Consider the following 15481-nt stretch of genomic DNA (forward strand, 5'->3'; position numbering starts at 1 on the left):
AGCTTATAAAAAACTCTGCGGATCAATATCAACCGCCAGCCGCACGTTATTGGGCAGCCGAACCTGCGAAATCCACTCTGATATCGCTGCCTGAATCGCAGCACCTTTTTCAGCCTTTACCAACAACCGCACCCGATGCCGCCCCCGAACGCGGGCGATCGGGGCGGGCGCGGGCCCGAAAACCTGCGCGCCGATTTTGCGCAACGGCCCATCGCGGCGCGCCAGTTCCGCGCCTACATCAAACACCGGCCCCACCTCTGGCCCCGATAAAATAATCCCCGCCATGCGCCCATAAGGCGGCACGCCTGCCATGCGGCGCTCATCCGCCTCGGCCTTCCAAAACGCCTCTTCATCACCGCCGAGGATTGCGCGGATCACAGGGTGTTCGGGCTGAAAGGTCTGCATCATCGCGACCCCCGGTTTATCGGCGCGACCCGCACGCCCCGCGACCTGCCGCATCAGCTGAAACGTCCGCTCAGCGGCCCGCAGGTCCGATCCCGTCAGCCCCAGATCGGCATCAATCACGCCGACCAGCGTCAGCAACGGAAAGTTATGCCCTTTGGCCACGATCTGGGTACCGATGATAATATCCGCCGCACCTGCCGCAATCGCCTCAATCTGCTCTTTCAAGGCGCGGGCAGAGCCGAACAAATCCGACGACAGCACCGCAACCCGCGCCTCGGGGAACAGCGCCACCACTTCCTCGGCCAGCCGCTCTACCCCCGGCCCCACGGGGGCCATTTTGCCTGCCACTTGGCAGCTTGGGCACACATCGGGCATCGGTTTCGTAGCACCACATTGATGGCACATCAGCCGGTTCAAAAACCGGTGCTCGACCATGCGCGCGTCACAATCATCGCAGCCAACCTGCTCACCACAGGCACGGCACAGCGTCACCGGCGCATAGCCCCGCCGGTTCAGGAAAATCAACGATTGCTCACCCGCAGCGACCCGCGACTTGACCGCCTTTTCCAAGGTGGGCGAGATCCAGCGGGTTGAGGGCAGTTTCTCGGCCCGCATATCGATCGCGCGCATATCCGGCATCTCGGCCACGCCAAACCGCGCGCCCAAATCCAGCCGCCCATATTTGCCCGAGGCTGCGTTGACCCAAGATTCCAACGAGGGCGTAGCCGAGGCCAGAACGATCGCCGACCCGCAAATCGCCGCCCGCAGCACGGCCATATCGCGGGCATTATACAGCACACCTTCCTCTTGCTTATAGGAGGTGTCGTGCTCTTCATCGACGACGATCAGCCCCAAATCCTGAAACGGCAAGAACAGCGCCGACCGCGCGCCGGCCACAAATTGCGCACCTCCATTCGCCGCCATTCGCCACAGCCGCCGCCGTTCGGTCATCGTGACACCCGAGTGCCATTCGGCGGGGCGGGCCCCAAAGCGCACCTCTACCCGATTGATAAATTCCGATGTCAGCGCGATTTCCGGCAGTAAAACCAACGCCTGCCGCCCTTGGCGCAAACACTCGGCCACGGCCTCTAGGTACACCTCGGTTTTGCCCGAACCTGTCACACCCTTTAGCAAGGTCGCCGAATAGCCACCCATCGCTACCGACGCCACCAAGGCATCCCCCGCCGCAATCTGGTCGCCCGCCAGTCGCACCACCATCGCCTCGGGGTCCAGCCTTGGGTAGGGCACATCGCGCGGGGCGTCTTCCTCTAGCACGACGCCCGATTTGACCAAGCCCTTAATCACAGAGGCCGTTACACCCGCCTGCGCAGCCAGTTCCGACAGGGTAAAAGACAGCCCGCCATAGTCGCGCAGTACCTCTAGCACCTTGGCGCGGGCATCGGTGGCGCGGGCCGGCTCGCCCGCCCCCAGCCTGTACACACGGCGGGTCGAAGGCGGGCTGTCCAGCCCCGGCGCGCGGGTGGCAAGCCGCAGCATCGCTTGCAGCGGGGTCATCGTATAGTCAGCAGCGCGGGCCAGAAAGCTGCGCATCTCATCGCGCATCGGCGGCACGTCCAATACGCGATAGGCCGCCCGCAGCTTGGCAGGATCAACACCGCCAACACCCGCCCCCCAGACCACGCCCAAAATCTTGCGCGGGCCCAAAGGCAATTCCAGAAAGTCGCCCAAACCACAGCCACCCTCGGGCGCTTTGTAATCCAACAACGGCCCAAGGCTGCGGCCAAAGCTTTCAGTCACGGCCACGCCGATCACTTCTCCCGCTTGCCAAAACACTTTCTCCACGGAGAAACCCTTCTCTTTCGCTGGCCCGTCACTTGCGCTATTACACCCGCAGACACCGCAACAACACCCAAAGGACGCACGCCATGAAATTCTTTGTTGATACCGCCGATGTGGATGCAATCCGCGAACTGAACGACCTTGGCATGGTCGATGGGGTTACGACAAATCCATCGCTGATCCTGAAATCCGGCCGTGACATTTTGGAAGTTACCAAGGAAATCTGTGACATCGTTTCCGGTCCCGTTTCCGCCGAAGTTGTGGCACTGACCGCCGATGAGATGATCGCCGAAGGCCGCAAACTGGCGAAAATCGCGCCAAATATCACGGTGAAAGTCCCCCTGACATGGGACGGTTTGAAAACTTGTAAAGTGCTGTCGGGCGAAGGCCATATGGTTAACGTAACACTGTGCTTCTCGGCCAACCAAGCGCTGCTCGCGGCCAAAGCCGGTGCCACATTCATCAGCCCGTTCATTGGCCGCCTCGACGATATCAACCTTGACGGGTTGGACCTGATCGCCGACATCCGCACGATCTATGACAACTACGGGTTTGACACGCAAATCCTTGCGGCCTCGATCCGCACGGCCAACCATGTGACCCAATGCGCGCTGATCGGTGCCGATGTCATGACCGCACCACCCAGCGTTATCAAAAGCTTGGCCGGTCATGTTCTTACCGACAAAGGCCTTGACCAGTTCATGAAAGACTGGGCGAAAACCGGTCAAAAGATTCTCTAATTCCTTGGGAATTATCATCATGGGCCGGGGATTTGTGCCCCCGGCCCAATGTGTTTCATGGCAGATTTGCCCCAATGGCCGCAGGAAATGCAGCCGTTCGCCAGAAACTTAGGGAAAACATGCCCTAGCCCTGCTATACATCGGCAAAAATGACGAGGCAGTCACATGATTGAACAGGACATACGGGACCGGCTGCTTGCCGAGCCCGAGAAAATTCTTGACGACCAAGACGTCATGCGCGCGCTGATTGCGGCGAATGAACGCGCTATGGGGTCAAACATCGTCGATCTGCGCGGCATTGCGATGGAACGGTTAGAGTCGCGGCTTGACCGGCTAGAGGACACGCACCGCTCGGTTATAGCTGCGGCCTATGAAAACTTGGCCGGTACCAATCAGGTACACCGCGCCATATTGCAAATGCTTGACCCGCTGACATTTCAGGAATTTCTGCAAAGCCTGAGCACGGATGTGATGGAAACCCTGCGCGTTGATTGTGTGCGTTTGGTGTTGGAATCGGTGCAAAGCGCGGATGACCCTGCCCTGCGCAAACTGGGCGAGGTGCTATATGTAGCCGAGCCGGGCTTTGTCACCGACTATATCGCGGGCGGGCGCAACGTGTCGCAACGCGCCGTGACCTTGCGCCAAGTCGTGCCGGTGTCAGATGCGCTTTACGGCGAACGCGCGGGCTGGATCCGATCCGAGGCGCTGATGCGGCTGGATTTCGGCAAAGGCCGTTTGCCGGGCATGTTGGTCATGGGGGCCGAAGACCCGCATCATTTCAAACCCACGCAAGGCACTGATCTTCTGGCCTTTTTCGCGGGTGTGTTTGAGCGGACAATGCGCCGCTGGCTGTCATGAGCCTTGCCATTTCGCCCGCTGCCCGCAGCGCGTTGGCGGAATGGTTGGACCATCTGCGCGCCTTGGATGGGGCGGCGGAAAACACGCTCAAGGCTTATGCCACTGATATTTCAGGCTACCTTGCCTTTCTTGCCCAGCATCGTGGCGGAACCGAGGGGTTGCGCGGCCTGATCGCGCTGCCACAAACCGACATGCGGGCTTGGATGGCGCATGAGCGCGGGCGCGGTGTTGGCGCACGGTCTTTGGCGCGGGCTTTGTCGGCGGTCAAAGGCTTTACCGCGTGGTTGGCCGACCGTGAAGGCATGGATGCAACCGCCGCCCTATCCACCCGCGCACCCAAATTCCGGCGCAAGCTGCCAAGGCCGTTGGCCGAAGATGCTGCGATGCAAGTACTTGATACCGTTGGCGATAACGCGCGTGAAGAATGGGTGGCTGCCCGTGATACCGCTGTTGTGACGCTGCTGTATGGCTGCGGCCTGCGGATATCCGAGGCCTTGGGCCTGACCGGCGCCGCCGTGCCCCTGCCCGATGTTTTGCGCATCACAGGCAAGGGCGGCAAAGAGCGACTGGTGCCGGTTCTGCCCGCCGCCAAAGATGCTGTGACGCGGTATATGCGCCTGTGCCCCTATGACATTTCCCCCACCGGCCCGCTGTTTTTCGGCGCGCGCGGCGGCGCACTGAACCCACGCCTGATTTCGGCCGCGATGGAAAAGGTGCGCGCCCAGCTTGGCCTGCCTGCCACAGCCACCCCCCATGCGCTGCGCCATTCCTTCGCGACCCATTTGCTGAGCGCGGGCGGGGATTTGCGTGCAATACAAGAGCTGCTTGGCCACGCCTCGCTATCGACCACCCAAACCTATACGGCGGTTGATACCGCCCGTTTAATGGAAGTATACGCAAAGGCGCACCCGCGCGCGTGACCCCATCACCAGTAAGGCAACCCCCATTATGACATTGAAAATCAAGGCCCTTTTGGTCCACCTGTTCACGGCAACCGGCGCGGTTTTGGCAATGCTGGCCATGCTTGCCGCCGTTGACGGCAACTGGAGCGAGATGTTTTGGTGGTTGGTCGTGGCGCTGGTGGTTGATGGCATAGACGGCCCGCTTGCCCGCCGGTATGACGTGAAAACCAACTTTCCCACCTATGACGGCGTGCTGTTAGATTTGATCATCGACTACCTAACTTATGTGTTCATCCCCGCCTTTGCCCTGTTCAAATCGGGGATGCTGCCGGATTGGACGGGATGGATTATCATCATCGTCATCACGTATGGCTCGGTCATCTATTTTGTTGATAACCGAATGAAAACAAAAGACAACTCCTTTTCAGGCTTTCCCGCCTGCTGGAATATGTTTGTGCTGGTGATGTTTGCTTTGCAGCCGGGATATTGGACCATTCTGGCCTTTGTTGTCACACTGACAGTGGCGATGTTCACCAACCTGAAATTCATCCACCCCACCCGCACAGTGCGCTGGAATTGGGTTTCTCTGCCAATGGCGCTTGCGTGGACGGTGTTTGCAGGCTGGGCCACTTGGGTTGATTTCCACCCTCACAGCTTTGCGCATTGGGGGCTGATAATCACCTCGCTTTACCTGTGTTTCGCGGGCATAGCCCAGCAAATCATCCCCGAACGCGGTACAGCGGCCTAAAGCAAAAACCCGCCCGCGCCTTCCAGCTTTAGCAAGGCTATCTTGGTTTCCACCCCGCCGGGCGCCGAAAACCCGCCCAAGCCGCTGGCCGCCAAAACCCGATGGCAGGGGATGAAAATCGGAATAGGATTGGCACCGCAAGCTTGCCCGATCGCTTGGGCAGGGCGACCAAGCACCTTTGACAGCTCGCCATAGGTGCGGGTTTCGCCAAACGGAATGGCAAACATCGCGCGCCGCATTTCGCCCTGAAACCCTGTGCCAAAATCAAGCGGCAGGTCAAACGCCGTGCGCTCACCCGCGAAATATTCATCCAATTGCTTGCAAGCATCGCGCAGCAGCGCCGTCGGGTCAGACCGGCGTGAGGCCCAATCCAGCCGCGTGATGACACCGTTTTCCTCAACCACCGCGAACGGGCCAAAGGGCGAATGGAAAACGGCTTGTTTCATCAGGGGCTTTCAAATGGGCAGCACGCAAAGCAAGGGCGGGATGACCCCGCCCTCAACATATTAGCCCAGTGCCGCGTTACACCGCGCGCAGGTGCAGGCGTGTTTATGCGTGCCAACATCGGGCAAGATCTGCCAGCAGCGCACGCATTTCTCACCCGGTGCCATTTCAAACACCACCGCAATCCCCGGCACTTCGGGCAGGCGGAACGCCTCGGACGGGGCGGCATCGCCGGTCAGTTGCAGCGATGACGTGATGGTCAGCTCGGCAAAATTCACCGATTTCAGCGCCGCCAACAGGTCTGCATCTTCAACATGCACCACGGGGGCCGCCTCTAGGCTGGCACCGATCACCTTCGCGCTGCGCTGCACCTCCAACGCCGCCACAGTGGCACGGCGGGCGGCGCGAATGCCCACCCATTTCGCTGCCAAAGCAGGGTTCAACCAATCGCTTGGCGTCTCTGGCATGTCTTGCAAATGCACCGAGCTACCATCCTCGGGGAAGCGCGACAGCCAGACATCCTCCATCGTGAACACCAAAATCGGCGCAAGCCAAGTGGTCAAACGCTGGAACAACAGGTCCAAAACAGTGCGCGCAGCACGGCGGCGCAGGCTATCGACCGGATCGCAATACAACGCATCTTTGCGCACATCAAAGAACACCGCCGAAAGATCGGTCGTCGCAAAGGTGAACAGCTTTTGGAACACGCCTTGGAAATCAAACTTGGCATAGCCCTTGCGGACCTCAATATCCAACTCGGCCAAGCGGTGCAGCACCCACTGCTCCAGCTCGGGCATATCCGCCACATCCACCCGTTCGGCATCGTCAAAGCCAGACAGGTTGCCCAGCATAAACCGCATGGTATTGCGCAGGCGACGATAGCTGTCAGCCACGCCTTTCAGGATTTCCTTACCGATGCGCTGGTCAACCGTATAGTCGGTTTGCGCCACCCACAGCCGCAAAATATCGGCGCCGTATTCATCAATGATCGCTTGCGGCGCAATGATATTGCCGATGGATTTAGACATCTTCATGCCCTTTTCATCCAGCGTAAACCCATGCGTCACCACGTTGCGATAGGGCGCGCGGCCCTTGGTGCCACAGGCCTGCAACAGCGACGACTGGAACCAACCACGGTGCTGGTCGGTGCCTTCCATATAGACATCGGCGATGCCATCGGCCGTGCCATCCGCGCGGTCTTGCAGCACGAACGAGTGGGTAGAGCCTGAGTCAAACCACACATCCAGCACGTCAAAGATTTGCTCATAGGCATCGGCGTCATGCAGCCCGTCCAGCATTTTCTCTTTGAAACCGGCCGAGTACCAGATATCGGCGCCATGCGTTTCAAACTCGGCCAAGATGCGCTGGTTCACCGCCGCGTCGCGCAGCAGGAAATCGGCGTCAGTTGGCCGCACGCCCTTTTTCACAAAGCAGGTCAGCGGCACACCCCAAGCGCGTTGGCGTGACAGCACCCAATCGGGCCGGCTTTCGACCATCGAGTGAATGCGGTTGCGCCCCGATTGCGGCCACCATTTCACCAGCTGGTCAATCGACGACAGCGCGCGCGTGCGGATCGTGTCGCCCTGCGCGCCCATGCCATCGTTCAGCTTGGCATCAATCGCGACAAACCACTGCGGCGTGTTGCGATAGATCACCGGCGCTTTGGACCGCCACGAATGCGGATAGCTGTGCTTGATCTTACCCTTGGCCAGCAACCCACCGGCATAGGCAAGCTGCTTGATCACCTCAACATTCGCAGGGCCATCTTTGCCATCGGCATTGATGATCGACTGCCCGCCAAAGATCGGCAGGTCCTTGCGATAGCTGCCATCGGGCTCGACGTTATAGGTCATCGGCAGGCCGAATTTCAGACCAACCTGATAGTCATCATCCCCGTGGCTGGGCGCGGTATGTACAAAGCCAGTCCCCGCCTCATCGGTCACATGGTCGCCCGGCAGCATCGGCACGTCAAAGTCCCACTCGCCCTCGGCGCCCTCAACCCCACGGAAGGGGTGGGCCAGCGTCAGCCCCGCCAGTTCATCGGCTGTCACATCGCGCAAACGCGCGGTCATGCCGTCTTCCAGCTTCGCCGCCGCAAACACTTGCGCGGCCAACGCATCGGCAAGGATGATCTTCTCACCCACAACCGCTTGCGAATTTTCTGGCGCGCCCGTCACCTCATAAAGGCCATATGCAATCCCCGGCCCAAAACACACCGCACGGTTTTGTGGGATGGTCCAAGGCGTCGTGGTCCAGATCACCACTTTCGCATTCATCTTGACAAAAGTACCTCCGCCGGAAGCACCCTCTGCCACCACCGGGAACCGCACCCAAATGGTATGCGATGTATGGTCGTGATACTCCACCTCGGCCTCGGCCAGCGCGGTCTTCTCCACTGGCGACCACATCACAGGCTTAGACCCCTGATACAGCGAACCGTTCATCAAAAACGCCATAAAATCACGCGCGATCACGGTTTCGGCGTGGTAATCCATCGTCAAATAAGGGTCTGCCCAGTTGCCAGTCACGCCCAAACGCTTGAATTCCTCACGCTGGATATCCACCCAGCCGGTTGCAAAACTGCGGCACTCTTGGCGGAAATCGACAATATCCACTGTGTCTTTATCAAGACCCTTCTTGCGGTACTGTTCTTCGATCTTCCACTCAATCGGCAAGCCGTGGCAATCCCAACCCGGCACATAGCGCGCGTCAAAGCCCATCATTTGATGGCTGCGCACGATTATATCCTTGATGGTTTTGTTCAGCGCGTGGCCGATATGCAGGTTGCCGTTGGCATAGGGGGGGCCATCGTGCAGCGTGAATGGCTTGCGCCCCCCAACCTGAGACGCGGCCTTTTCACGCAAACGGTCATAGATGCCGATATTTTCCCAACGCGCCAGCCACTCTGGCTCGCGTGCGGGCAGGCCTGCGCGCATCGGAAAATCGGTTTGGGGCAAAAACACTGTGTCTTTATAGTCGGGCGTAGTGTTGGGGGTATCGGCGCACATGGGCGGATTTCCTTACGGATCAAAAATGAGGGGGACAGTCGAAAACAAGGCCGCGCGCGTAATCGCTGCGCTATTGATCCCGGCACCTGAAGAAATTCAGAGCGCCGGGCGGCTAATTCGTATGGTTTTCGCGTATATCTGTCGCATAGCCGCGTTATACGCGGGGTTTGGCGTGTGGTCTAGCCATGCAATGCAGGCGCAAGCAAAAGGTTGGCAAACCGAAAACAGCAATCTGCGGTGCCCTGCCCTGACCCGATACGCGTTGCCCCGCTGCGGTCGGCAAAGTGTTCACAACCCGTTCATTTCATCTTGGCAAAAATACCTAAAAACTGACAGGGTCACTCACCCTTCGTATCAGAACTGGTGAACCCGTCAAACACGCCCGTCAGTGCGCGGCTCATCAGATTTGTCACCTTAGGGCGCGGCAAAGCGGCAAAGGGCATCGGGCGGCACAGTTCCATCGCGGCCACGCCCACACGGGCGGTCAACGCGCCATTCACCACACCTTCACCAAACCGCCGCGACAGCTTGCCCAATATCCCGCCCCCTGCGACAGACCCGATCAGATCATCGCCCAGCGCCAAGGCCCCCGTCGCCAGCAAATGCGAAAACACCCGCCGCAACAGCTTTAGGCTGCCCAAAGTCCCCGAGCGCCCGCCATAGAGCGCCGCGATTTTGCGGATCATCGACAGGTTAGAAAACAGCGCCACCACCACATCGGCCAGCGCCAGCGGCACAATTGCTGTCACCGTTGCCACACGCCGCGCTGCCGCCTCAATCTCGGCCCGCGCCGCAAGGTCAATCGGCCCCAACAGCTCTACCTCGGTCAGGTTCAACAGCCCGTCACCGTCCAACACATCGGCCCGCCGTTCGGCCAATCTTGCGGCCCCCCAGCGCAGATCTGGGCGGTTTTTGTACAGCGACAGCATGTGGTCAACCACCTTGGCAGCAGGCTTCAGCAGGTCCGCCTGCCGCGCGGCCTCGACCTCGGCGCGCAGATGGTCCAGCCGCCCCAAGCGGTAAAACCCCAGCGCCTCACGCAGGGCCAGAACCAACAGCACCGCTATCGCAAGGCCGATCAACCCAAACGCCACCCAGCCAAGAGCCGAATTTCGCGCCAGCAACCCCGTTACAAAATCATACAGCGCAACTGAGATCATAAAGCTAATCAGGCTGCCCAGCACCCAAACCGCAAAGCGCACCAAACCCGACGGCTGCGCCACCGCAACGGCTGCCGCCCCCTCCATCGCGCGGCCCGTTGGCAGGCCCAAATCGGGCACCGGCGGCGCATCCGACGGGGTTTGGCTGGACGCCTCATCAAGATTTATCAGCACAGGCTTGGCCATATCGGCTCCTTTTCAAACACGCGGGGTTAGCCCAAACGGTCCGTCAGTAAAAAATCGGCAGCGCGGTCCAACCGGATATGCGGCGGCCCGTCACCCGGGCGCAATGTCAGCCGCGCGGGCGCAAAGGACATAACCGAATAATCATTATCCAACCACGCCGCCTCGCCCTTGCGCGCAGGGCCAAGCAGGTGGTTCGGGTCTTCGGGCAACACGCCTGCAAACATCGCCGCTTGCTTTCCGGTCTCCAGCAAAGTCCCGCGCACCAGATCAAGGCTTTGCCCGCCGTGATTGCGCGTTTCCTCTACCGTGGCGCGCAGTGCGGCCAGCGACATCGCACTGGTTTCCGCCCCGCTAAAGGCCGCGCGGTCACGCGCCTCACGCAGCAGCGCCTCGGTAATCGCGGTCAGGCGCGGATGCTGCGTATGGTGCAAGTGGTCGGCCTTGGTGGCCGCAAACAGGATTTTATCCACCCGTTTCCCCAGCAAAATCGAACTGAGAAAGCCGTTCTGCCCCGGTCGGAATGCGCCCAAAATCTCGGCCAACGTGCGGCGCATATCCTCAAGCGCCATCGGCCCCGAGTGTATGGCCCCCAGCACATCCATCAACACCACCTGCCGATCAATGCGGGCAAAATGATCGCGGAAAAACGGGCGCACAACGCGGGATTTATAGGCCTCAAACCGCCGGTCCATTTCACGCCACAGACTGCCGCGCGGCGTACTGCCGGGTTTCGGCAGAGGTGCAAAGGTTAACACCGGACTGCCCGCCAAATCCCCCGGCAGTAAGAACCGCCCCGGCGTGCAATCTGACCACCCCGCCGCGCGGGCCGTTTGTAGATAGGTGGTAAAGCTGGCAGCAAGGGCTTGGGCGCGGGGTTCGTCCAGCTTCAGGCTCGCATCCTCGGCCCGCGCCTGCGCCATAAAATCGGCGGCCTGCGTGCGTTGGGCAATGCGTGACAACGTCGCCTCGGACCAATCAGCATAGGTTTTGCCCATCAGTGACAGATCCAACAGCCACTCACCGGGGTAGTCGATAATATCTAGGTGAATGGTGCGCGGCCCCGTCAGCCCGCCAATCAGCCCGCCGAAAAACCCCGAAGGCCGCACCCGCAACGACAGCCGCAACTCGGATATTGCGCGGGTCGAGGCAGGCCAGTGCGGCGCAGCACCGGTCAGCGCGGCAAGATGGGTTTCATAGTCGAACCGTGGCAAAGTATCATCTGGCTGCGGCTGCAAAAAGGCGGTGTCAATGCGGGGGGCTGCACTGAATTGCGGCATCCGCCCACGGTCCAAAAGATTGGCCACAAGGCTGGTGATAAACACGGTTTTGCCCGCCCGCGACAGGCCCGTCACGCCCAGCCGGATGACTGGCTCAAACAACGCCTCGGAAACCCCCGACATCGCGGCATCCACCCCACGGCTCAGGCCATCTGTAATCCCACCCAGCACATATCGCCCTTTTTCTTGCTTTATCATATTAAGATAGGCGCTCTGCCCGATGGATCAAAGGGGAAAGCCGCACAAACCTGCATCAGCCTCTTGCCAGAGCAAATCCCGCGCGGTAACCGAAAGCCTATGCCGAGATATGCTTTAAAAATCGAATACGAGGGCGGGCCGTTCAACGGCTGGCAACGCCAATCCGAGGGGCAACTCACGGTGCAAGGCGCTATTGAAGCCGCCCTTGCACGGTTAGAGGCGGGGCCGCACACGATTGCCGCCGCAGGCCGCACCGATGCAGGCGTACACGGGCTGGGCCAAGTGGCGCATTGCGATTTGGTCAAAGACTGGGACCCGTTCCGCCTGACCGGCGCGCTGAACGCACACCTGCGGCCCCTGCCCGTCTCGGTCGTGGCTTGCGCCTTGGTGCCGGATGATTTCCACGCGCGGTTCTCGGCCCAAGAACGACGCTACCTGTTCCGACTGGTTACCCGCCGCCCGCCTGTGACCCATGACCATGGGCTGGTGTGGCAGGTCGGCCACGCGCTGGATCTGCACGCCATGCGCCAAGGGGCTGCGCATTTAATCGGCCTGCATGATTTCACCACCTTTCGGTCAAGCATGTGCCAATCAGCCTCGCCCGTCAAAACCATGGACGAAATCGTCATCACCGAGCTGGACTACCCCGAAGGCCGCGAATACCGCTTCAATCTACGCGCACGGTCGTTTTTGCACAATCAGGTCAGATCGTTCGTCGGAACCTTGGAACGTGTGGGCGCAGGCGCGTGGGCACCCGAAAAAGTGGCCGAAGTTTTGGCCGCCAAAGACCGCGCCGCTTGCGGGCCTGTTTGCCCACCACAGGGACTATATTTAAACGGAGTCATCTATCCGAGGGACCCGTTTGCCTGATAGGGTGGCCAGCAGAAACGGTAGCGGGGGCTGTCTGCCCCCCTTCGCCTGAAGGCGAATTCCCCCAGAGGATATTTTTGCCGAAAAGAAAGCGAAAGGTCCAGCACCCCATCGGGGATTTCTCCAGCGACGGGGAGCTTTCTCTCCGGGCGGTCATCGGCTTCCCAGCCTGTACCGCAATGCCAGTATTAGCCATATGTGGTTAAAACTTTCTAAACCGCTTTCTTTTCGGTGAAAATATCCTCAGGGGGTGAATTGGCCTTACGGCCAAGAGGGGGCAGAATGCCCCCTGCCTCGCCTTCCGACCGAACCTAATTCAAATCCTTAAGCAAGCGGCCATGACGGCGCAGTTCGGCCAAAACAGCGCCAAAACTGGTTAATCCGCGCCCTTGTAGCATCGGCAACAGCTTTAGAAAGGCATCTGCCGTGGCAACGCTATCCCCGATCGCGGTATGGCGCGCCTCTTCGGGGATGGTGATCGACAGGCGGTGGGTTAGTGCGTCAAGGCTGTGTTCTTCATGTTGGCCAAAAATCACGGCCGACAGCAGGACGGTATCCAAGATCGGGTTATCAAAACGCGCACCGATGGCGGGTTCGTGGCGGCGTAGAAATTCCATGTCAAAAGGGGCGTTATGAGCAATCAGCACCGCCCCTTCGGCGAATTTATGGAACGCGCGGCCGACTGTTGCGATATCGGGTGCGTCTGCGACCATCGCCTCGGTAATCCCATGCACCACCGTTGAGGCTGCTGGAATAGTTCGGCCCGGATTGACCAAACTGTCAAACACCTCGGCCTCTACCCGTTTGCCATTGACGATGCGCACGGCGGCAATTTGCACAATCTCATCACCTTGGCCGGGCAAAAGCCCTGTCGTTTCAGTATCAAACACAACATAGGTCAGGTCGGCCAAGGCCTGTTCTGCAACCTTGGCATTGCGCTCTTTGCCCAACAGATCAAAATCATACACCACAGCGCGGGCGATGGGTTTTGGCCTTGGGCCGGTACGCCGCGCGATGCGGACGGGCATGCAGATAGAGTGACGACCGTTCACCAGTTCTTCGGGCCAAATATCGGTTGCGTGACTGATCAAAACGCTGTGCCCTGTCACGCCCGGAACATCGTCATCCAGCCCGGCCTCTAACCATTGTTCTAGGTCAATAACGCGCAAGGGCGCACCGGTCCAGCACAACCGCAAAAGCGCGTCTGTGCTGTCTTCCTCAACCGTCAGCTCAAAGCTTTTGACATCAAGCAAAGCGGCGGTGCGCAGCCCAATAGAGGCCAAAAGCGACACCATTTCAAACCCGTCACAGCGCAACAACAACGGCACATCCTCCGCGGTCAGCATCAGACCGCCTGCCTCAAACCTTGCGCGCAAACCATCGGTCAGATCCGCGATGCGCAAGGGAGAGCGCGGCAGCAAATCGGCCTGGCCCTCATCTTTGCGCTTGGCAAGGTCCGCGATGGCGCGGCTTAACCCGTCAGCCTCTTGCCGCAGGGCGGCGTCCATCGCGGGCGGGGTTTGGCTGCCTTCGGGCAGCACAGCCAGCAGCGCACGCAGGTTTGCGGCAGGCCTGCGCACACGGTCAAGCACTTCGGCCAGCAGCGCCTCACGCTTGGTATGGGCTGCCAGATCGGCAGTGACATCCCGCAGGGTCAGCACATAGCCGGGGGCAGCCCCCTCATTTGGCAGCAATCGCATCCGTGCGGCCAAAATCTGGACACCATCGCGGGTCGCGCAGAGCAGGTCCGATGCGGCATCGGGGTCTTCGGCCTCGCACAGGCGGGCATGGGCGTGGCGGATCGGGCCTTCGCGCAGATAGTCAAACAGCTTGCGGTCCAACCCCGGCGCCACGCCTTTGGTCGCCTTGCCAATAAGATCAACCGCCATGCCATTGTAAAACACCAGCTGATGATCGCCCGAACACAAAAGCACCCCCACCGGCACATCCGACAACAGCGCCGCCAGCTTGTTTTTCTCGGTCGAGAGGCGCGTGGTTTCGCGCGCCACAGCCTCGGCCAACGCATTGCGGGTTTCCGACAGGCTGTGCGCGGTGGCTTGGGCGGCGGGGGCCAAGTCGCCGAGATACCGCGCGACGGATGGGTCCATCGCGGCGCCGATATCGGCATGGGCCCGCGCCCGCAAGGCACCGGCCAGCAGGTCAATCGGCTTGGACACATTCACATCAAACAAGTACCAAATGCCCGCCGTCAGACCCAACACGCCAAAGCTGCCGATCACGCCACCTTGCACAAACGCATTCAGGCTTTCGGGGGCGCCAAGGTGTTGATATCCAACCATCAACCCAAGGCACAGCAGAACAACCGCGCCAAGACCAAGGGCCGCAAAGAACAGGAACACACGCACCCGCAGGCTAAGGCTTTCAAGGGAAAAGCTCATCTTTGTACCGCCTTGGGAATTAGGGTCACGCGGGTATTCTGCATCATACTCCCTTTCCGCTTGTCGCGTGCCTCAGCTCTCAATCAAGCGGCGCACTTCGGCCCGCAACTCGGCCAGCTCGAATGGTTTTGAGATGAACCCGTCTGCCCCCAGCGCAAGGCCTTTTTTGCGCTCAATCGCCGAACCACGGGCTGTCATCATCAAGATTTTGACCTCGGCCAAATCGGGATCAAGCCGCATAGCCTGACAAATCTCATACCCCGACATTTCGGGCAGCATCACATCCAACAACACCAAATCGGGGCGCATCTTGCGGATGCGGGCCAGCGCCTCGCCGCCATTGGCAACCCGGTCATGGGTATAGCCTTCACGGGTCAGCAGATAGTCGAGCGCGAGCGCGATGTTATCCTCATCCTCGACCACCAAAATTTTAGGCCCCCGAAGTATAGACGCTGGTTTAGACGTTGTCCCTTGATCGGTCGGCAT

General features: G+C 60.0%; 12 protein-coding genes. 5 read left to right on the top strand and 7 right to left on the bottom strand.

Annotated features, from left to right (window positions below; all coding sequences use genetic code 11):
• Window positions 1-3: 3 nt before the first annotated feature.
• Entirely contained in the window at window positions 4-2175 is a 2172-nt protein-coding gene (locus ACEN2J_RS02885; protein WP_442103335.1) for a primosomal protein N', read from the bottom strand.
• A gap of 116 nt (window positions 2176-2291) precedes the next feature.
• Between ACEN2J_RS02885 and fsa the strand changes: the two genes are divergently transcribed.
• The 4 genes from fsa (at window position 2292) to ACEN2J_RS02905 (ending at window position 5453) form a co-directional block, all read left to right on the top strand.
• Entirely contained in the window at window positions 2292-2945 is a 654-nt protein-coding gene (gene fsa / locus ACEN2J_RS02890; RefSeq protein ID WP_442103136.1) for a fructose-6-phosphate aldolase, read from the top strand.
• Window positions 2946-3110: 165 nt separating this feature from the next.
• A complete protein-coding gene (locus ACEN2J_RS02895) occupies window positions 3111-3803 on the top strand; it encodes a DUF484 family protein (protein WP_442103138.1) in 693 nt (230 codons plus the stop codon).
• Window positions 3800-4723: a tyrosine recombinase XerC gene (locus ACEN2J_RS02900; protein ID WP_442103140.1), complete on the top strand. Its 924-nt coding sequence runs from the start codon at window positions 3800-3802 to the stop codon at window positions 4721-4723. Before ACEN2J_RS02895 ends, ACEN2J_RS02900 begins: the two co-directional genes overlap by 4 nt.
• Before the next feature lie 28 nt (window positions 4724-4751).
• Complete coding sequence (locus ACEN2J_RS02905; RefSeq protein ID WP_442103142.1) at window positions 4752-5453, top strand: CDP-alcohol phosphatidyltransferase family protein; 702 nt, start codon at window positions 4752-4754, stop codon at window positions 5451-5453.
• On the opposite strand, the gene ACEN2J_RS02910 is transcribed toward ACEN2J_RS02905, so the two are convergent.
• The 4 genes from ACEN2J_RS02910 to ACEN2J_RS02925 form a co-directional block, all read right to left on the bottom strand.
• Window positions 5450-5899, bottom strand: coding sequence for a methylated-DNA--[protein]-cysteine S-methyltransferase (locus ACEN2J_RS02910; protein ID WP_442103144.1), 450 nt, complete (start codon window positions 5897-5899; stop codon window positions 5450-5452). The two genes, ACEN2J_RS02905 and ACEN2J_RS02910, sit on opposite strands and share 4 nt — an antisense overlap.
• Before the next feature lie 60 nt (window positions 5900-5959).
• Window positions 5960-8905 (bottom strand): isoleucine--tRNA ligase, encoded by a 2946-nt coding sequence (gene ileS / locus ACEN2J_RS02915; protein ID WP_442103145.1) that lies wholly within the window; start codon window positions 8903-8905, stop codon window positions 5960-5962.
• A 338-nt stretch (window positions 8906-9243) separates the two neighbouring features.
• Window positions 9244-10251 carry a YcjF family protein gene (locus ACEN2J_RS02920; RefSeq protein ID WP_442103146.1) on the bottom strand — a complete coding sequence of 336 codons (1008 nt, stop codon included), beginning with the start codon at window positions 10249-10251 and terminating at the stop codon, window positions 9244-9246.
• 26 nt (window positions 10252-10277) lie between these two features.
• Window positions 10278-11726: a YcjX family protein gene (locus ACEN2J_RS02925; RefSeq protein ID WP_442103147.1), complete on the bottom strand. Its 1449-nt coding sequence runs from the start codon at window positions 11724-11726 to the stop codon at window positions 10278-10280.
• A 99-nt stretch (window positions 11727-11825) separates the two neighbouring features.
• Here ACEN2J_RS02925 and truA point away from each other — a divergent pair, with 99 nt between their 5' ends.
• Complete coding sequence (gene truA, locus ACEN2J_RS02930) at window positions 11826-12596, top strand: tRNA pseudouridine(38-40) synthase TruA (protein WP_442103148.1); 771 nt, start codon at window positions 11826-11828, stop codon at window positions 12594-12596.
• A gap of 311 nt (window positions 12597-12907) precedes the next feature.
• Here the strand turns inward: truA and ACEN2J_RS02935 are convergent, their stop codons facing one another.
• Together ACEN2J_RS02935 and ACEN2J_RS02940 are read right to left on the bottom strand one after the other, a co-directional pair.
• Entirely contained in the window at window positions 12908-14995 is a 2088-nt protein-coding gene (locus tag ACEN2J_RS02935; protein ID WP_442103150.1) for an exonuclease domain-containing protein, read from the bottom strand.
• Window positions 14996-15067: 72 nt separating this feature from the next.
• Window positions 15068-15481, bottom strand: a complete 414-nt coding sequence (locus ACEN2J_RS02940) for a response regulator transcription factor (RefSeq protein WP_442103152.1) — start codon at window positions 15479-15481, stop codon at window positions 15068-15070.

It is taken from the genome of Pseudorhodobacter sp. W20_MBD10_FR17 (assembly GCF_052119765.1).
Classification (GTDB): domain Bacteria; phylum Pseudomonadota; class Alphaproteobacteria; order Rhodobacterales; family Rhodobacteraceae; genus Pseudorhodobacter.